This is a genomic window from Wolbachia endosymbiont of Tettigetta isshikii, assembly GCF_041154185.1.
In the GTDB taxonomy this organism is placed as follows: domain Bacteria; phylum Pseudomonadota; class Alphaproteobacteria; order Rickettsiales; family Anaplasmataceae; genus Wolbachia.
Genome location: NZ_JBFTEN010000008.1, coordinates 21,274 through 40,906, shown reverse-complemented (window position 1 = coordinate 40,906; position 19,633 = coordinate 21,274). Strand labels below are relative to the sequence as shown.

Below are 19,633 nucleotides of genomic sequence, written 5' to 3'. Positions count from 1 at the left end.
TACGCCATTTTTTGCGAATTATCAGCCACAATTTTATATAAGGACAACAGATGTAACGGGGAGTATAAAATTGCTGGAAGGGAAAGAGATGGTAATGCCTGGAGATAATGTAAGTATAGAAGTGGAATTGCAAGCATCAATAGCAATGGATAAGGGATTGCGTTTTGCAATAAGAGAGGGCGGTAGAACTGTTGGTTCTGGTGTTGTTTCTGAAATTTTGGAGTAGAAATTAATCATAGGGGTGTAGCTCAATTGGTAGAGCGCTGGTCTCCAAAACCAGAGGTTGTAGGTTCAATTCCTATCGCTCCTGCATTAATGTTGTGGTAGAAATGTTAAAAGGGTTAAGTGTCTTTTTGTGTGATATCAAGCAGGAAATACGAAAAATTGCCTGGGTGAAGAAGCAAGAAGTGTTATCGTCTTTATTTGTTGTAGCAGTTGTTATATTATGCTTTTCAGTTTTCTTTCATTTGATAGATTTTACGTCTCTTTACGCAATTAAAGCTTTATTTGGAATTGTTTATGGAATATAAATGGTACATTATTAAAGTTGATTACTGGCATGAGAGGAGCGTACGTGAGTTGATAAACTACACTGCTTATTTCAAGAAGGTATTTATTCCTTATCAAACGGTAGGTAATTCAAAATCTGACATAAGAGAGTTGTGTGAAGTGTACGTGTATATGCATCTATGTGATGAGAGCAAGGATATTCTGAATCAAACACCTGGGTTCTGCAGTGATGAGCCTGGTAATTTTGAAGTAGTTTTAGATGATGAAATGAGTTTAAAGTGTAGAGAATTTGACAAATACAAGTGGTATATTTTGAGAGTTGCTTCCAATTATGAAGAAAAGGTGTGTCAACACGTGTTAGAAAATTCTATGAGATTAGGAGTTAGCGATTATTTTAAGGAAGTTTTTATCCCATATGAAGAGCTAAGTGAGGCAGAATTAAGGTCTAAAAAAACTGTTACACGAAGAAAATGCTTTCCTGGTTATGTTTTTTTATATGTAAATTTATGCGATGAAGTGTTAAACTTTGTTAATAATATACCAAAGTCTCTTAAAGTTTATGGGTTCTTAAAAGATGGTAATGTTCCCAAGGTAATTTTGGATGATGAGATTCGCTCAATGTGTAATGCACTTTATAATGCTCAAGAGACGAAAAAATTAAGTCATGGTTATGAAAAGGGAGAAAAGGTGAAAATTAACGACGGTCTTTTTCAAAATTTTACTGGTAAAGTAGATATGATTAACGATGAGAAAAAAATTATTAATGTAGAAGTGTCAATTCTAGGTAAGCCAACAATAATAGAGTTAGATTTAGCTCAAGTAGAGAAAATAGAGGATTAATTATGAGTGTCGTGGTTGCTAAGATTAACTTATTGATGGAAGCGGGAAAGGCAGTACCAGGGTCAAAAATTGCTTCGGTGCTTGGTCCGCGTGGTATACCCGTTCCTAAGTTCTGCGAAGCTTTTAATAAAGCGACTACCACGGCTAACGCTAACTATAAGGTAGGTGATTTGGTAACAGTACGAATCTCTATAAAGGACGATCGCTCTCACGATTTTACTGTCAGTGGTCCGCCTGTTGCTTATTTGCTTAAGCAGGAAGCTAAATTGACCAAAAGCTCCAATAATCCGGGTAAAGAATTGGTGGCAAAGTTGCCTATGTCTGCTATAATTAAGGTAGCAAGATGTAAAATGGTTGACATGAAAGTGGATAATGAGGATTCAACAGTGAAAATGGTTATAGGCACTGCCAAATCTATGGGTATAGAAGTTATAGAAGGTTAGACGCATGAGTACATATCACGGTAATCCCAAGCGATGTTTAGAAAAGATTATTGAGTCTGCTTCAGCACAGTTTGATGAGTCAGTTGATATTGCAGTTAATTTAGGTGTGGATTCACGTAAATCTGAAGAACAGGTGCGCGGTACAGTGGTTTTGCCTAAGGGTATTGGAAAAGATATTAAAGTAGCTGTTTTTGCCCAAGATAAGCATTTATCAGAAGCTGAAAAAGCTGGTGCTGATATTGTAGGAGGGGACGATTTAGTTGAAGAAATAAAAAAGGGTAGAAAATTAGATGTTGATTGGTGTATCACCACTCCCGATTTTATAGCAAAAATTACCCCTATTGCAAAAGTATTGGGTGCCAAGGGGTTAATGCCTAATCCTAAATTTGGTACCGTAACTTCTAAAGTTGCAGAAGCTGTTAAAACCATTAAGTCTGGTCAAATAAAATTTAGGACAGACAAAAATGGTATTATCCACGGTAAATTAGGAAACGTCAAGTTCGGTGTTGATGATTTGCTAGAAAATTTGAAAGCCTTTCTTAAAGTCATTAAAAATAGTAAACCTGTTTCTGTTAAAGTAGTGTACTTTAAGAGTGTCTTTTTAAATTCAACTATGGGCAAAGCTTATAAAATAAACAAAGTGGAAGATATAATTTAAGGGAGTAATGCTGTGAAGCGTGAAAGTAAGGATGATTTTATAAAGAACATAATGAATGTGTTTGTAAATAATGATTTCTTAATACTGGTAGATTTTAAATCTATAAATGCTAGTGACTCATTAGCCCTCAGGAATGGTCTAAAAGCTGTAGCAGGCGGGATGCTAGTGGTTAAAAATACTCTAGCACGTTTAGCTTTGGAAAGAACTGGTAGATTTTCCTATTTATCAGATAGATTTTCTGGTCCTGTTGCTATCATATACTCTAGTGGTATAGTAGAAGCTGCAAAGCTGATAGTTGATTTCGTTGATGCTAATAAAAAAAAGATGTCTGTGATTTGCGCAGCTCACTTAAATCAATTGCTTACAGTAGAGGATGTTAATAAACTGGCTAAGTTGCCTTCTCTGGATGAGTTGCGTATTAAAATTATGCGTTTAATATTTTATAATATTCCCGCTCGGTTGGCGTTATCTATTAACTCACCTTCTATGAGGCTTATAAGAGTGTTAGATTATTATAGTTCTAAAAAGTAAATTTGTTGTTAAGTAAGGTAGTAGTATGAGTAATGTAACAAACGATTTGATTGATAAAATATTATCTTTAAATCTATTAGAGGCTTCTGAACTTGTAAAAGTTCTAGAAGAGAAGATAGGATTACCCGCTGGTTCTTTTGTTGGCGGAGTTGTTGGTGCTAGTGCACCTACTAGTGATAATGCTGATAGTTCTGCTTCTCAAGAAAAAACTGAATGCAAAGTTGTAATTAAAGAAATTGATGCAAGAAAAAAAATGGAAATCATTAGAATGGTTAGAAAGGTTAATTCTACATTAGGCTTAAAAGAAGCAAAAGAGTTAGTTGAATCCTTGCCTAAGGATTTGACTGCTAGTATTCCTAGAGATGAAGCAGAGAAAATAAAGCAACAACTCATTGAAGCAGGAGCAACCCAAGTGGAACTTGAATAAGATGCTTATATTTAAATATTAATTTTATATTGATGCAGCGCTTTTAGTTAGTTTGGGGTGTTTTAATGGTTGATTCTTCTTATATGTGTGTTTCTGATGCTTTTGTTCCTAGAGTTTCTTATTCCAGGTCAATTGATTTAAAAGATTCTTTGTTAGACTTAGTTAAAGTTCAAAAAGAGTCATACAAGTCATTTACTCCTGGAAGTCATGATAATGAAAGACTTGAATCTATTTTTCATTCAGTCTTTCCAGTAAATGATCCTTTGCACAGGGCTACTATTGAGTTCATAAGCTGCAGAATAGATGATCCTAAGTATGATGAGTCTGAATGTGTAAAGCGCGGTATAACTTTTTCTGCTCGAGTTATTGCTTCTATACGTCTTGTTGTTCTACAAGATGGTATTTCTCTTGATGAATATAGATCGATTAAAGAGAGTGGGGATCGTTCCAAGCTTGCGGCTATTGTAAAATTTATAGAAGAGCGGGAAGTCCACTTTTGTGAGTTGCCGATGATGACTGATAAAGGCACTTTTATCATTAATGGGGTGGAAAAAGTTATCGTTTCACAGATGCATAGGTCCCCTGGTGTGTTTTTTGATAGCGATGAGGGAAAAACTTATAACTCCGGTAAATTAATTTATTCTGCTAGAATTATTCCTTATAGAGGTTCTTGGCTTGATATTGAGTTTGATGTTAAAGACCATTTGTATTTTCGTATTGATAGGAAAAGAAAATTACCAATCTCAGTTTTATTAAAAGCGTTGGGCCTGTCAAATAATAATATACTCGATAAATTTTATGAAAAGATAAAGTATGTAAAATACAAAAATGGCTGGAAAGCACCTTTTATTCCTGACAAATTTAGGGGAGTTAGGTTACCTTTTGACTTAATGGACGTTAAAGGTAATGTGTTACTTAAGGCTAATGTTCGTGTTACCTCAAGGCTAGCTAAAAAGCTATATGATGATGGATTAAAAGAGTATCTAGTGCCTTTTGATTCTATATGTGGTTTATTTCTTGCAGAAGACTTAGTAGATAGTGTTAGCTCTACGAAAATTTTATCTGCTGGTGAGTCTATAAAAGTGGAAGATGTAAAAAAGCTTGAATTACTATCTGTGGGTGAAATATCAGTCTTAAACATCGATAATCTATATGTTGGGCCTTATATATTAAATACACTTTTTCTAGATGAAAACATGTCTTATCAGGATGCGCTGTATGAAATATATAGAGTCTTGCGTCCTGGTGAAGTTCCCGTTTTGGAAATAGTAGAAGAGTTTTTTCATAATCTTTTCTTCAACCTTGAGTATTACGACCTGTCTAATATTGGTAGGTTGAAACTTAATTCTTATCTTGGGTTAAGTTGTGACGAGGATTTAACTGTCTTAACACATGAAGATATTATTGAAATTGTAAGAAAAATAGTACTGTTACGTGACGGCCAAGGATCTGTGGATGACATTGATCACTTGGGAAATAGAAGAGTAAGATCAGTTGGAGAATTTATAGAGAACCAGTTTAGGGCTGGGTTACTAAAATTGGAACGTGTAATAATTGACTCTATGTCTACTTCTAGTTTAGACAAAGTTTCTCCATCTGATTTTATTAATCCAAAAGTATTAACTAATGTCTTAAGAGATTTCTTTAATTCTTCTCAATTATCCCAGTTTATGGATCAGACTAATCCATTATCTGAAATAACGCATAAAAGAAGGTTATCAGCATTAGGTCCTGGCGGTTTAACGAGAGACCGTGCAGGATTTGAAGTGCGTGATGTTCATCCAACTCATTATGGAAGAATTTGCCCCATTGAAACCCCCGAAGGACAAAATATAGGGCTAATCAACAGTTTGGCTATATACGCACGTGTTAATAAATATGGTTTTATTGAAAGCCCTTACAGGAAAGTAGTAAATAGGGTTGTCACTGATCAAATTGAGTATCTATCTGCAATAGATGAAGGTTCGTATTATATAGCTGATACCAGTGCAAGGCTCGATGAAAATAACCGTTTTGTTGATGATATGCTATACTGTAGGTATGCTGCTAGTTTTGCCATGGTAAGTAGCGATCAAGTGAGTTACATTGACGTATCTCCTAAACAGGTAATATCAGTTGCAGCTTCCTTGATCCCATTTTTAGAAAATGACGATGCCAACAGAGCATTAATGGGTTCAAATATGCAACGCCAAGCTGTACCTTTATTGAAGCCTACTGCTCCTTTGGTTGCAACTGGTATGGAATCTTTTGTTGCTTCTGGTTCTGGTGCTGTAGTTTTGGCAAAACGTGATGGCATAGTTGATAGCTCTGATAGTAATTCCATAGTTATACGCGCCTTTGATGAAGAAAGGGTTAACTACCTGGGTGTAGATATTTATCATTTAAAGAAATTTCAGCGTTCCAATCATAATACTTGCATTAATCAAAGGCCACTAGTACGTGTTGGTGATTATGTTAAAGAGGGTGATGTGATAGCTGATGGTCCTGCAATTAATAGTGGTGAGCTAGCACTTGGTAAAAATTTGCTGGTCGCTTTTATGTCTTGGCAAGGTTATAATTTTGAAGACTCTATTATTATTTCCAGTGAAGTTGTTAAAAAGGATCTATTTACTTCTATCCATATAGAAGAATTTGAATGTGTTGTACATGATACTCCTTTAGGATCAGAGAAAATAACTCGTGCTATACCTGGTGTTAATGAAGAAAATCTATACCACTTGGATGATAGTGGTATAGCAAAAATTGGTACAAGAGTGGGTCCAGGCTATATTTTAGTAGGTAAAGTTACACCTAAACCTTCTCTTTCATTGCCTCCTGAAACAAAATTGTTGATGACGATTTTTGGTGAAAAGTCATTCGATTGTGCAGATTCCTCTTTGTACACATCTCTAGATGTTGAAGGAACAGTAATTGATGTAAGAGTCTTTACACGCAGGGGAGTTGAAGAGAACGAAAGGGCATTGCTTATTAAGCAAAAAGAAATGGATGATCTAGAGAAAGAGCGGGACTATGTAATCAATGTAGCTAGTGAGTATTTCTATGACGAACTAGAAAAACTTCTCGTGCATTCTGGCTCTCAAGATCAAGAAAAACTTAACGCTATTGAACGTGAACAATGCTGGAGTATAGGGTTAAAAAACAAATCTATTTCTGAACAAGTTAAGAGCTTAAAAAAAGACTTTGATGAAAAAGTATCAAATGCAATAACACAGTTTAAGCAAAAAGTAGAAAAATTAGATGAGGGTTATGACTTACCTCAGGGTGTGTTGATGTCAGTAAAAGTTTTCATTGCTGTGAAGCACAGTTTGCAGCCAGGAGATAAAATGGCCGGTAGGCATGGAAACAAAGGGGTGATTTCTCGAGTTGTACCAGTGGAGGATATGCCTTATTTAGAAGATGGTACTCCTGTTGATATTATTCTTAATCCTCTAGGTGTTCCATCAAGAATGAATGTGGGACAAATATTAGAAACTCATGTAGGCTGGGCTTGCAAAAAATTAGGAGAAAAAGTAGGTGAAATTCTTGATGAAATCAACAAAACTAAAAGTACTTTCTGTAAGAAAATTAGGTCTCTCGACAATGATAACCCTGCAAAATTTGCAGCAGCGTACCTTGATAACAGAAAAGTTGAAGAAGTTAGTGATGAAGAAATATCGGCTTCTATTTTTAATATATCTAATAAAAATGCACTAAATGACGAGCTAAACACATTAGTGGAAAATTATTTAAACTCTTGTAAAAGCGCACACGACAACTTACGTAACTTCCTTATTGAGGTGTATAGTTGTGGTAGTGATGTATCTATTTGTAATGGTATTCGTGAGATTGGCGATAGTAGCTTGATCGAGTTTGCAAATAAATTACGTGATGGTGTTCCTGTTGCTGCGCCTGTATTTGAAGGTCCAAAAGATGAAAAAATAACAGAATTATTTGAACTCGCCGGTTTGGATAACTCTGGGCAAGCTATATTGTATGATGGTTGCGCTGGTGAAAAATTCGATCGTAAGGTTACGGTTGGTTATATGTACATGCTTAAGTTGCACCACCTAGTTGATGATAAAATTCACGCACGTTCAGTAGGGCCTTATAGCTTGGTTACTCAGCAACCTCTTGGAGGAAAATCTCATTTTGGTGGTCAGCGTTTTGGTGAAATGGAATGTTGGGCATTGCAAGCCTATGGTGCTGCCTATACTTTACAGGAAATGTTAACCGTGAAGTCTGATGACATTAATGGTAGGATTAAGATTTATGAATCAATAATAAAAGGTGACAGTAATTTTGAGTGTGGGACTCCTGAATCTTTTAATGTGATGATAAAAGAATTACGCTCTTTATGTCTAAATGTAGCTTTAAAGCAAAATGAGGTAGTTATTGAAGACATATCTCATACTAATATTGCACAATCTTTTGATAAGATTAGTATATCCATTGCTAGTCCTGAAAGTATTAAATCTATGTCCTATGGTGAGATAAAAGACGTCTCAACTGCAAACTATCGTACATTTAAAGTTGAAAAAGGTGGATTGTTCTGTCCTAAGGTTTTCGGGCCTGTCAGTGACGACGAATGTTTATGTGGAAAATACAAAAAAAGAAGGCACAGAGGTCGTATATGTGAAAAGTGCGGAGTAGAGGTTACATCTTCTAAAGTAAGAAGAGAAAGAATGGGCCATATAGAGCTTGCATATCCTGTTGCTCATATATGGTTTTTGAAATCGCTTCCTTCGAGGATTGGAGCATTACTAGACATGTCTCTAAGAGATATTGAGAACATTTTATATAGCGATAATTACATTGTAATAGATCCTCTTGTTTCTCATTTTGAAAAAGGTGAGATTATTAGTGAAAAAGCCTACAATGAAGCTAAGGATAGTTATGGAACCGATAGCTTTGTGGCTATGCAAGGCGTTGAAGCTATAAGAGAGTTGCTAACTCGTCTTGATTTACACGAAATTAGAAAGGATCTAAGATTGGAGTTAGAATCTGTTACTTCCGAAATAAGAAGAAAGAAAATTATAAAGAGATTACGTATTATTGAAAACTTTATCAAATCAGGAAACAGACCTGAGTGGATAATACTTACGACTATACCTATTTTGCCACCTGATTTGCGTCCTTTAGTGTCGCTTGAAAGTGGTCGTCCTGCAGTTTCTGATCTAAATCATCATTATAGGACTATTATTAATAGAAATAACAGGTTGAGAAAGCTATTAAGTTTAAATCCTCCTGAAATTATGATTCGTAACGAAAAGAGGATGTTACAAGAAGCAGTTGATTCTCTTTTTGACAATAGCCGTCGTAATACTTTGGCGAGTAAAGCTGGTACTGTTGGATATAAAAAATCTATTAGCGATATGCTAAAAGGAAAACAAGGTCGTTTCCGTCAGAATCTGTTAGGAAAAAGAGTGGACTACTCTGGACGTTCTGTAATAGTTGTTGGTCCAACTTTAAAGTTAAATCAGTGTGGATTGCCAAAAAGAATGGCTCTCGAATTATTCAAGCCTTTTGTCTACTCAAAGCTCAAAATGTATGGTATGGCTCCAACTATTAAGTTTGCTAGTAAGCTAATAAGAGCAGAGAAGCCAGAAGTTTGGGACATGCTTGAGGAGGTAATAAAAGAACACCCTGTGTTGTTAAATAGAGCACCTACTCTGCATAGGCTTGGTATACAGGCTTTTGAACCAATCCTTATTGAAGGCAAAGCAATACAACTGCATCCGCTTGTCTGTACAGCGTTTAATGCTGACTTTGACGGCGATCAAATGGCAGTGCACGTGCCGATTTCATTAGAGGCTCAGCTTGAAGCTAGAGTATTGATGATGTCGACTAATAATGTTTTAAGTCCTTCTAACGGCAGACCAATTATAGTTCCTAGTAAAGATATAATACTTGGTATACACTACTTAACTTTGCAAGAACAAACCGATGAGGAAGATGATGACTTACCATTCTCGAGTACTTTTGGTGAAATTGAACACTCTCTGAGTAACGGTACTTTGCATATTCATTCTAGTATAGAGCATAGGATGGAATATACGAATAGTGACGGTGAAATTTGCTATAAAACTGTTCGTACAACTCCTGGTCGCCTAATATTATGGCAGATCTTTCCTAAACATGAGAATTTGAGCTTTGATCTTGTAAATCAGGTGTTAACAGTTAAGGAAGTAACCAATATAGTTGATTTGGTGTATCGTAACTGTGGTCAAAGCGCTACAGTAGAATTTTCTGATAAACTAATGGTGCTTGGCTTTGAGTATGCTACATTTTCTGGTACTTCTTTTAGTCGTTGTGATCTGGTTATACCCAAAACTAAAGCCACACATGTTGATCATGCTAGGGATGAAATTAAAAAGTTTTCTATGCAATATCAAGACGGGTTAATCACCAGAAGTGAAAGATATAACAAGGTTATAGATGAATGGTCTAAGTGTACGGATGTGATAGCCAATGATATGTTAAAGGCAATATCTATATACGACAAAAATAGTAAGTACAATTCAGTATATATGATGGTTAACTCTGGTGCAAGGGGTTCTACTTCACAGATGAAACAGCTATCTGGAATGCGAGGACTTATGACTAAGCCTTCTGGTGAGATTATAGAAACACCTATAATCTCTAACTTCCGTGAAGGGTTAAACGTGTTTGAGTACTTCAATTCTACTCATGGTGCACGTAAGGGTCTTGCTGATACTGCGCTTAAAACTGCAAACTCTGGGTACTTAACTCGTCGCTTGGTTGATGTGTCTCAAAACTGCATAGTTAAAAAACATGACTGTAAAACCAAAAATGGTCTCGTTGTAAGAGCCACGGTTGAAGGAGGTACCATAGTTGCATCTTTAGAGAGCGTTGTGCTGGGCAGAGCATCTGCAAATGATATATATAATCCAGTGACAAAAGAATTATTGGTGAAAGCAGGAGCATTGATTGATGAAAGTAAGGTAAAGCAAATTAACATTGCAGGTCTTGACGCTGTGAAAATTAGGTCACCTTTAACCTGTGAACTAAGCCCAGGTGTATGTGCTCTGTGTTATGGAAGAGACCTTGCAACTGGCAGAATTGTTTCAATAGGTGAGGCAGTTGGTGTGATAGCCGCTCAATCCGTTGGAGAGCCAGGTACTCAGTTAACGATGCGTACTTTCCACATAGGTGGAGTAATGACTAGGGGCGTTGAATCTTCAAATATTATAGCTTCTATTAATGCTAAAATAAAATTGAACAACAGTAATATAATTATAGACAAAAATGGAGATAAAATTGTAATAAGTCGTTCTTGTGAAGTTATATTAATTGATAGTCTAGGTAGTGAAAAATTGAGACATAGTGTACCTTATGGTGCCAAACTTTATGTGGATGAAGGTCAGTCAGTAAAAATTGGCGATAGAGTTGCAGAATGGGATCCTTATACATTACCTATTATCACGGAAAAGACTGGGACAGTATCTTATCGAGACCTAAAAGATGGAGTATCAATCACTGAGGTTATGGATGAATCTACCGGAATATCAAGTAAAGTAGTGAAGGATTGGAAATTGCACTCTGGTGGAGCTAATTTGCGTCCTCGTATAGTGTTGCTTGATGATAACGGTGAAGTAATGACACTCGCAAGTGGCGTTGAAGCATGCTATTTTATACCAATTGGTGCAGTACTCAATGTACAAGATGGCCAGAAGGTTCATGCAGGTGACATCATTACAAGAACGCCAAGAGAATCAGTCAAAACCCGTGATATTACTGGTGGCTTACCTAGAGTCATAGAATTGTTTGAAGCACGTCGTCCTAGAGAGCATGCAATTGTTAGTGAAATAGATGGTTATGTAGCATTTTCTGAGAAAGATCGGAGAGGAAAGCGCAGTATATTAATTAAACCTGTAGATGAGCAGATTTCTTCAGTTGAATATCTGGTATCAAGGAGCAAGCACATAATAGTCAATGAGGGTGATTTTGTACGTAAAGGTGATCTATTGATGGATGGTGATCCTGACCTTCATGATATTTTACGTGTACTTGGACTCGAAGCTCTAGCACACTATATGATTTCTGAAATACAGCAAGTCTATAGATTGCAGGGTGTTCGTATAGACAACAAACACTTAGAAGTAATATTAAAGCAAATGTTGCAAAAAGTAGAAATTACTGATCCTGGTGATACTATGTACTTGGTTGGCGAAAGCATTGATAAGCTGGAAGTTGATAGGGAAAATAATGCTATGAACAATTCTGGCAAACGACCTGCTAGTTATCTTCCTATCTTGCAGGGAATTACAAGAGCTAGTCTTGAAACTAATTCCTTTATTTCTGCTGCCTCCTTCCAAGAGACAACGAAAGTGCTAACAGAAGCAGCATTTTGTGGAAAGGAAGATTCTTTGAGCGGGCTAAAAGAAAATGTCATAGTAGGAAGATTAATTCCTGCTGGTACAGGTTTGATTATGAGCAATGTTAGAGCCCTTTCACTTTGTAATAATATAGATAAATATGAAAAATATTTTGATATTGAAACTTATGACGAAAAGCTATTAGGAAATAATAATTGTCATTCACATTTTGATGAGAAAGAAAGTGTAATAGCAACAAATTATGATCAGCCAAATTGAATGAACTAGCGAAGAGTGGCGTTTATACCATCTATGTACGCGTCCGGTGCAAGATGGGTACACGCTTAGGAGAGTTTGCTAATTGAGGCCCTTAAGTTAACGCCATTGGCTGTTCAGCTAAGTATATAATATTTTTAACTTTTTAGCACTATAATCCATAGTCCCCCCACTTCTCTGTAACTTTTTTTACTATTTCTTCGCTCATTTCAATTTTTTTCCCCCACTCTCGTTTGGTTTCAGGCGGAATTTTATTTGTCGCATCAAATCCCATTTTACCTCCAAGTCCACTTTCAGGAGAGGAAAAGTCTAAATAATCAATTGGTGCGTTCTCTATCATGATTGTATCACGCATAGGGTCCATTCTTGTTGATATTGCCCACATCACCTCTTTCCAATCACGTACATTTATATCATCATCAACAACTATAATAAATTTTGTGTATAAAAACTGCTTGAGAAAAGAGAGTATGCCCATAACAACCCTTTTCGCATGTCCGGGGTAAGATTTTTTGATCGACACTACTGCTATTCTATAGGAACAACCCTCTGGTGGCAGATAAAAGTCTACTATCTCTGGAAATTGGTTGATAAGAATCGGCACAAAGATTTCGTTGAGTGCTTCACCAAGAATCGATGGTTCATCTGGTGGCTTGCCAGTGAAAGTGCTAAGATATATTGGGTTTTTACGCATTGTGATTGCAGTAATGTTAAATTCTGGAAATTGCTCAACAGAATTATAGTAACCAGTGTGGTCTCCGTATGGCCCTTCATCTTGATATCTATACAAACTCACATAGCCTTCCAAAACGATCTCTGCATGAGCTGGCACTTGAAGTGGTACAGTTTTACAATTTACAAGTTCAAGCGGCTTCTTGCGGAGCAGTCCAGCAAATTGGTATTCTGACAATGTTTCTGGCACTGGAGTTACTGCAGCGATAAGTGTTGCAGGATCGCTACCGATTACAGCAGCAGCAGGAAACTTTATACTTTGCCACTTTTCCTTCCACCGTTTATGCTGACCTGCCCCTCCACGGTGTGCAAGCCAACGCATTAGAGTCGTTTTTTTATCCACGACTTGCATACGATATATTCCAAGATTGAAGTTATCTTGCTTGTCCTTCGTTGGTCCTTTTGTTACCACAATCGGCCAGGTGATAAGCGGTGCAGGTTCGTTTGGCCAACACGTTTGAATAGGTAGTAAACTGAGGTCTACTTCATCCACAGTTAGCACCACTTCTTGGCATGGAGCTTTGCTCACGACTTTACTGCGCATCGACAACACAACTTTCAACAGAGGAAACATCTTCATAGCATCCTTGAAGTTTTTTGGCGGTTCAGGGGACTGTAAAAATGCTAGAAGTTTACCAAGAACTCTTAGTTCATCAGGGTTTATACCCAGCCCTAAAGCTATCCTATCGATAGTGCCAAATAAATTCACTAAAACTGGAATCGAATTTTTGCCGTTCTCTGTGATGACATTTTCAAAAATGATTGCTGGTCCCTTGTTTGACAAGACTCTGCGATGGATTTCTGTCATCTCAATAACTGTTGAAACCTCCTCCTTAATCCTAATCAGATCTTTTTTTTCTTCTAAAGCAGAGATGAAGTCGTGTAAGTTGTTGTACATAGCTTAAAACAAATCTTCTAATGTAATCACATGATGTATCGTATCTTTTAGATGTTGGTTTTCAGAAGCTCCATTTGCAGCAATCAATACCCAGAATATCTGCTTCTTTGATTTCATTTTTTCTCTATAAACTGTTTCTTTTTTCTTTAATTGTTCAACAAATTCCTTCATTACTGTATAAGGTTTATCACTATACTTTATTTCACAAAGCATTGCACACCCATCTTCTCGATCGAAAACTAAGTCAATCTGAGCACCAGATTCTTTACTGTTCTTCTCTGGGTGATATTGCCAATCTCCACATATGACTGCTATATGCTTTATATTTAATTTTCTTCTAATTTTATTGGCATGTTTAAAACACACTGCTTCAAATGTTTGTTCTGTCCATATTTGCCAAGCTGGTTTCTTTATTGCTAACTCCCAATAGTGGGCATCGCTTATTATTGCCCTTTTTGTTACTTCTCTAAACGGTTCAATCCATGTTATATAGAATAATATATATTCGTCAATTATTCTGTAATATACTCCTCTCTTTGCTTTACTCAGTGGTAAAAAACCACCAATAAATCCAGCTTCTTCTAAGCTCCTTAATTTAGTAGTTAAGCGACCACCCTCAGCGATTTTAGTTACTTTTATAAGTTCTTTCCTACTGATCCCTTTTGGCTTTTTTGCAATTGCGCGAATAATGCTGAGATACGTTTCTGGTTCTTCATACAGAGAATGAAATAGCATACCAAATTCATCAAATAATAAACCATCCTCCTGGAAACAGATCACATTAATATTTTGTGTTGCCGATAATCCTTTACTTACTTCCTTAAGGTAATGCGGTATCCCTCCCATGGCTATATAGAGCTGCAACATTTGCTGGTGATTAAGGTTGACTCCTAAATATCTTGGATATTCTTTAGTTTCGCGTAAGTTAAAAGGCTGCAAAGGTATTCTCGCAGTAATACGATTATGCAATCCTCCTTTACTATAAATTAAATTTTCCAACATCCAAGAAGCTGCTGAACCACACACAACCAAGATAAGTTTCTTTCGGTATGTCCAGCGTGTGTTCCAAAAATATTCTAATGCTTTCAGAAAACCAGATTTTCTTGCCGCAAGCCATGGCAGTTCATCAAAAAATAAGACAATTCGTTCGTTCTTATGTGTGTTATCAATAGCAAGTGTTAACTGCTGTAATGCATCAATCCAATTTTTAGGCAAAGCCATCCTTGCACCTTTGTAAAAGTATTTGGTAATGATTGTGTAAAAATTGCAAGCTGCTCCTGCAAAGTACCATTATTAAGACCAGTCTGTTCAAATAAAATATCGGCATGTTTACTGAAAAATTGTTTTATTAGATACGTCTTGCCCACACGACGTCGACAATAAACGGCAATAAATTCAGCTGATTGGGAAAGAAGCTTACTTTCTAGAATGGCTGTTTCCTTTTCTCTGCCAATTATTGGCTCGCTCATATAATTTACCGCCGCGTTTACGGTTGCTATACGTGGCGGTAAAGGATGAAGTATCTTATAGTTGGCTGTCCTGGCGTGCTTTAGCTACTTGCATTATAAAATCTTCTGGTGAGTTTTGTCCTGAGTTTCTTTGCGTAAAGTTTGAACTTGCGGCAAAGTTGGCTATAGCTAACATTAGACGCTTTCTTTAATATATATTTACTTGTACACTAAAAATTTTATATTGCATGTCCATGAGCGTATGTTTAGAATATCGTTTTTATTGATTTTAATAATAGTAATAGGAAGTTTGCCAATAATAAATAATTGGCTCTCAAGTCGCAGCCAAGTGCTAAACGATAAGTATATAGGCGAGAGATTAGATAACTATATAAGTAGAAATTTTGATAAGATTATAAAAATGCTCCTGGAGGAATCAATTAAAAGTAGTTACGCTGTTCGGGATAACACGGCTAAAGGTAAAATCTTGCAGTATAAAAATGAAATGTTTGACTCCACTTATCCTTACTTAGGAAATGAAAATAGCAATGTTATAGCTGTAGGATTTTTTGACTATTCTTGTGGCTATTGCAAAGCCATAAAGGACGATGTAAAACAGTTGATCAATGATGGCAAAGTTAAGTACATTTTTAGGGACACTCCAATACTTGGTAATGATTCTTTAAGGGCTGCAAAAAGTGCTTTGGCTCTCTATTTTATTGATAAAGGAAAATATTTTGATTTTCACTATGCTGCCCTAGACTACAGAGGGGAATTTTCAGATGAAAATATATTAGGTATAGTAAAAAGCATAGGAATCAATGAAAATGACTTCAATGACTCTATGAAAAACAACGAAGACAAAATTGAACAGATGATAAACAACAGCAGACTTTTAGTAAGGAATCTAGGAGTAGGAGGTACACCTTTTTTAATAATTGGGGATAGTCTATTTGTAGGAGCAACTGACTTGGATGTGTTACGCGAAAAAGTAGATGAATTAAGCCATAAACAAAGCTAGTTTCAGTTTGTCATAAAATTTTATTTTTTTTGCTTGACAATACAAGTGAACTTAAGTATAGTAAATATGGGTATGCTAAATATAGCAGCAGTTTAAAATGTTATCTTAGTGGTATAAAGTTTCAGCCACTTTCATGATATCGTTTGCTGTTTGAAATACCTCCCAAGCCTTCTTCAGCCACATTATTTCAATTTTATTTTTTCAGGAGGACATATGTCATTTACAGAAATGAGATTTCCAGAAAATATATCCTACGGTTCCACTGGAGGACCGTAATTTTCCACTGATGTCGTAACAACCAATAATGGTTGTGAACAGCGCAATATCAACTGGTCTCATGCGCGTGCTAGGTACAACATAGCTTATGTGGTCCAGATCAAATAAGCAGCTAACAGAACTCATAACGTTTTTTAACGCGCGAAAAGGTAGAGCAATAGGCTTTCGTTTTAAGGATTAGTCAGGCTTTACAGCCACCAATCAAGAAATTGGAATAGGAGACAGCAAAAAAACGACTTTTCAACTGATCAAAACCTATGTTAGCGGAAAAGACAAGCATATACGAACAATTAAAAAGCCAGTACATGACACAATAAAAATTTATCTAGATGCTGTAGAGACAGAAAAATATTCAGTGAATTACTCAACTGGAGAAATTATGTTTACCAGACCACCAGCAAAAGGTGCAATAATCACTGCAAGATTTGAATTTGATGTGCCCGTGCGCTTTGATACAGATTACTTAAACGCTTCTATTGATAACTACGGTAGTAGCAGTTGTAGCAACATTCTGCTAGTGGAGGTGAAGCTCAGTTAGCTTACCACCTGCCTCAAAATCTCCTCTTGTTGCTGGGTGTGAACACTAGCATAACCACATGCAGGAGACGCAGCAGCAGGTCTTGCAATACACTTAGGCCTTTTTGCTTGAATATTGAGATTGGATAACACTTCTTCTATCAATGGATTGACAAAGAACCATCCTCCCATATTTTTTGGTTCTTCTTGACACCATCCAATCTCAGCGTTTTTGTACTTCTCAAGTTCATTACTTAATTTATCTGCAGGAAATGGATAGAACTGCTCTAAACGTATTACTGCTATATCATTCATTTTTTGTCTTTCACATGCTTCAATTATATCGTAATAAACTTTACCACTGCATATTATGGCTTTGCGTATTTTGTCATCTGAAACTAAACATATTCTATATTCTGGAATTACCGTGAGGAATTTTCCTTCAAAGTCAGACAAGTTAGAAACTGCTCTTTTGTAACGCAGTAGTGATTTAGGTGTAAACACCACCAAAGGCTTACGAAAGTCCCGATGAATTTGCCGGCGCAAGACATGAAAGTAATTTGCTGGAGTGGAACAATTAACTACTTGCATATTATCTTCTGCGCAGAGTTGCAAAAATCTCTCTATACGCGCTGAGCTATGCTCAGGTCCTTGTCCTTCATAACCATGAGGTAAGAGTAAAACTAGACCACTTGATCGCAACCACTTTGTTTCTGCCGATGCAATAAACTGGTCGATCATAATTTGCGCGCCATTTGCAAAATCACCAAATTGCCCTTCCCAGAGCACCAGTGAATATGGAGAGTCAAGACTATATCCATATTCGAAGCCCATCACAGCATATTCAGACAGAGCGCTATCCATGACCTCAAAGTGAGCCTGCTTCTCGCTTATATTGTTTAGCGGAATAAACGTTTCCTCCGTTGCTTGATCAACAAGCTTTGAATGACGGTGCGAGAAAGTCCCACGGCCGGAATCTTGTCCTGATAAACGTACCCCTATCCCTTCTGTAAGCAGCGATGCAAACGCAAGACTTTCAGCCGTTGCCCAGTCTATGTCGTGACCGGAATTTATACTATCTATTCTTTCATCAAGTATTTTTCTAACCTTATTGTTGATATTAAAACTGCTTGGGATATTACTATTTATGTGTACACCAAGTTTTTTCAGCTCATCTGGCGAAACACCAGAATCCGTATAGTATTCGTTCAAATCGTTCAACTTTGCTCTTCTCAGTTTTGACCACACACCACTAAACCAGTCAGCTTTTTTTCGAGTGTAAGTCGCTGATTCAGCAAGGCTTTTATCCAATCCTGCCCTAAATTCGCTGCGTAGTTTACTTATCTCATCACTACTTAGCACTTTCTCTGCAGTCAGCTTCTCTTCATACAGCGCTCCTGGAGTTTTATGCTTTGATATTACCTTACACATAAGTGGCTGAGTGAAATTTGGCTCATCACCTTCATTATGGCCATATTTGCGGTAGCATATTATATCAATCACCACGTCTTTTTTAAATTTCTGCCTATACTCAGCTGCAAGACTCGCAACAAAACTTACTGCTTCTGGATTATCCCCATTAACATGAAATACTGGAGCTTCTATAGATTTAGTTATATCAGTGCAATAAAAAGATGACCGCGCGCAACATGGATTAGCAGTAAAACCAATTTGGTTATTAATGACAATATGCACGATACCATCCACTTTATAACCTTCAATATTGCTCAAGGTCAGGGTTTCAGCAACTACTCCTTGGCCGATGAAGGCTGCATCACCATGAATTGATATTCCAAGCACAGATCCCATATTCTGCTTTGCTCTTATTCTTCCAACCAAAACCGGGTTTATCGCTTCAAGGTGAGATGGGTTAGGACACAAACTCAAATGTATTTTTTTACCACTGGCAAGTGTGCGATCAGAGGAGTAACCGAGGTGATATTTAACATCGCCAGACACCTCAAGACCACTTGGGTATGCAAGGTTGCCTTGAAATTCAGAAAGCATTGCTGCATATTCTTTTCCCATAACTTTGGTTAGAACACTGAGTCGTCCGCGGTGAGCCATACCGAGAACTATCTCTTCAATACCAAAAGCCACAGAATCACTAATAATTCTCTCAATTGCAACAATAGTTGACTCTCCGCCTTCGATAGAGAAACGCTTATACCCAGGAAATTTCATATGGAGAAACTGCTCGAACATCTCAGATTCGATCAAGTGCCTCAGTATTTCCTTTTTGTCTTGAGGACTCAGTGTATAGGTCTGGTTTTCAATTTTCTCCTGCAGCCACACTCTTTCCTCATAAGAGGAAATATGCATAAATTCAAAACCAGTATTCCTGCAGTAAATATCTCTATAGATTCCAGCGTTGTGCGTTGGAGAGAGGTTTGAATATTTCTGATAATCTATTTCTTTATTTACATTTGGTGATAACGGATTAAGATTCGCGAAAAAATGACCGTAAGATTTGAAAAAATTTGCCAGATCATAAGCTGAATTATCCGCCTTGGCTGCATGCTGCACACTGCAGGGCTTTGCCTGACTCGTCTCTAAATTGCTTGAAAAAATTCTGTACCAATCCTCCCCAATTGATTTATCGCCTTGCAAGTAACGGCTATACATTTCCTCCACAAACTCTGCATTGTCACCATAAAGGAAGCTTAAACTCGGCATAATCACTATAAAAGATATCAAACACCTATATTATACCTTAAGTTTTTTTTTAAAAAGAACTTTTTT

13 protein-coding genes, 1 tRNA gene and 1 pseudogene are annotated in these 19,633 nt (G+C 36.8%); 11 read left to right on the top strand and 4 right to left on the bottom strand.

Annotated features, from left to right (window positions below; translation table 11 throughout):
• From AB6N09_RS02490 to AB6N09_RS02450, 9 genes are all read left to right on the top strand, one after another.
• A partial coding sequence (locus AB6N09_RS02490; RefSeq protein WP_458783165.1) for an EF-Tu C-terminal domain-related protein occupies positions 1–226 on the top strand: 226 nt, incomplete at its 5' end.
• 11 nt (positions 227–237) lie between these two features.
• Positions 238–310: transfer RNA gene (locus AB6N09_RS02485), tRNA-Trp, on the top strand.
• Between the two features lie 19 nt (positions 311–329).
• A complete protein-coding gene (gene secE / locus AB6N09_RS02480) occupies positions 330–530 on the top strand; it encodes a preprotein translocase subunit SecE (RefSeq protein ID WP_411131376.1) in 201 nt (66 codons plus the stop codon).
• Positions 514–1,350 carry a transcription termination/antitermination protein NusG gene (gene nusG / locus AB6N09_RS02475; RefSeq protein ID WP_411131379.1) on the top strand — a complete coding sequence of 279 codons (837 nt, stop codon included), beginning with the start codon at positions 514–516 and terminating at the stop codon, positions 1,348–1,350. Before secE ends, nusG begins: the two co-directional genes overlap by 17 nt.
• A 2-nt stretch (positions 1,351–1,352) precedes the next feature.
• Entirely contained in the window at positions 1,353–1,793 is a 441-nt protein-coding gene (locus AB6N09_RS02470) for an uL11 family ribosomal protein (RefSeq protein WP_411131375.1), read from the top strand.
• 4 nt (positions 1,794–1,797) lie between these two features.
• Positions 1,798–2,451, top strand: coding sequence for a 50S ribosomal protein L1 (gene rplA / locus AB6N09_RS02465; RefSeq protein ID WP_411131374.1), 654 nt, complete (start codon positions 1,798–1,800; stop codon positions 2,449–2,451).
• Between the two features lie 12 nt (positions 2,452–2,463).
• Positions 2,464–2,982, top strand: a complete 519-nt coding sequence (gene rplJ, locus AB6N09_RS02460; RefSeq protein WP_411131373.1) for a 50S ribosomal protein L10 — start codon at positions 2,464–2,466, stop codon at positions 2,980–2,982.
• Positions 2,983–3,007: 25 nt separating this feature from the next.
• Entirely contained in the window at positions 3,008–3,409 is a 402-nt protein-coding gene (gene rplL, locus AB6N09_RS02455) for a 50S ribosomal protein L7/L12 (RefSeq protein ID WP_411131372.1), read from the top strand.
• Between the two features lie 65 nt (positions 3,410–3,474).
• Positions 3,475–12,003: a DNA-directed RNA polymerase subunit beta/beta' gene (locus tag AB6N09_RS02450; RefSeq protein WP_411131371.1), complete on the top strand. Its 8,529-nt coding sequence runs from the start codon at positions 3,475–3,477 to the stop codon at positions 12,001–12,003.
• A gap of 148 nt (positions 12,004–12,151) precedes the next feature.
• Here the strand turns inward: AB6N09_RS02450 and AB6N09_RS02445 are convergent, their stop codons facing one another.
• From AB6N09_RS02445 to AB6N09_RS02435, 3 genes are read right to left on the bottom strand one after another with little or no spacing between them, the layout of a single operon-like run.
• On the bottom strand, positions 12,152–13,630 hold the full coding sequence (locus AB6N09_RS02445) for a UbiD family decarboxylase (RefSeq protein ID WP_411131370.1): 1,479 nt from the start codon (positions 13,628–13,630) through the stop codon (positions 12,152–12,154).
• 3 nt (positions 13,631–13,633) lie between these two features.
• On the bottom strand, positions 13,634–14,851 hold the full coding sequence (locus tag AB6N09_RS02440) for an AAA family ATPase (RefSeq protein ID WP_411131369.1): 1,218 nt from the start codon (positions 14,849–14,851) through the stop codon (positions 13,634–13,636).
• The gene (locus AB6N09_RS02435) at positions 14,809–15,099 is read right to left on the bottom strand and encodes an ATP-binding protein (protein WP_411131368.1); all 291 of its coding nucleotides are present in this window, start codon (positions 15,097–15,099) and stop codon (positions 14,809–14,811) included. Before AB6N09_RS02435 ends, AB6N09_RS02440 begins: the two co-directional genes overlap by 43 nt.
• A gap of 241 nt (positions 15,100–15,340) precedes the next feature.
• Between AB6N09_RS02435 and AB6N09_RS02430 the strand changes: the two genes are divergently transcribed.
• Together AB6N09_RS02430 and AB6N09_RS02425 are read left to right on the top strand one after the other, a co-directional pair.
• Positions 15,341–16,099: a DsbA family protein gene (locus AB6N09_RS02430; protein WP_411131367.1), complete on the top strand. Its 759-nt coding sequence runs from the start codon at positions 15,341–15,343 to the stop codon at positions 16,097–16,099.
• 213 nt (positions 16,100–16,312) lie between these two features.
• Positions 16,313–16,913, top strand: a pseudogene (locus AB6N09_RS02425) (TIGR02217 family protein).
• Here AB6N09_RS02425 and AB6N09_RS02420 read toward each other — a convergent pair.
• The gene (locus tag AB6N09_RS02420; protein ID WP_411131366.1) at positions 16,910–19,567 is read right to left on the bottom strand and encodes a 2-oxoglutarate dehydrogenase E1 component; all 2,658 of its coding nucleotides are present in this window, start codon (positions 19,565–19,567) and stop codon (positions 16,910–16,912) included. The pseudogene AB6N09_RS02425 and the gene AB6N09_RS02420 overlap by 4 nt on opposite strands.
• Between the last annotated feature and the right edge of the window lie 66 nt (positions 19,568–19,633).

Excerpts from the sequence above, each read along its gene's own strand:
- AB6N09_RS02420 (WP_411131366.1), bottom strand. The coding sequence starts at position 19,567 with ATGCCGAGTTTAAGCTTCCTTTATGGTGACAATGCAGAGTTTGTGGAG.
- AB6N09_RS02445 (WP_411131370.1), bottom strand. The coding sequence starts at position 13,630 with ATGTACAACAACTTACACGACTTCATCTCTGCTTTAGAAGAAAAAAAA.
- AB6N09_RS02440 (WP_411131369.1), bottom strand. The coding sequence starts at position 14,851 with ATGGCTTTGCCTAAAAATTGGATTGATGCATTACAGCAGTTAACACTT.
- AB6N09_RS02450 (WP_411131371.1), top strand. The coding sequence starts at position 3,475 with ATGGTTGATTCTTCTTATATGTGTGTTTCTGATGCTTTTGTTCCTAGA.
- secE (WP_411131376.1), top strand. The coding sequence starts at position 330 with ATGTTAAAAGGGTTAAGTGTCTTTTTGTGTGATATCAAGCAGGAAATA.
- rplA (WP_411131374.1), top strand. The coding sequence starts at position 1,798 with ATGAGTACATATCACGGTAATCCCAAGCGATGTTTAGAAAAGATTATT.
- AB6N09_RS02470 (WP_411131375.1), top strand. The coding sequence starts at position 1,353 with ATGAGTGTCGTGGTTGCTAAGATTAACTTATTGATGGAAGCGGGAAAG.
- AB6N09_RS02435 (WP_411131368.1), bottom strand. The coding sequence starts at position 15,099 with ATGAGCGAGCCAATAATTGGCAGAGAAAAGGAAACAGCCATTCTAGAA.
- AB6N09_RS02430 (WP_411131367.1), top strand. The coding sequence starts at position 15,341 with ATGTTTAGAATATCGTTTTTATTGATTTTAATAATAGTAATAGGAAGT.
- rplL (WP_411131372.1), top strand. The coding sequence starts at position 3,008 with ATGAGTAATGTAACAAACGATTTGATTGATAAAATATTATCTTTAAAT.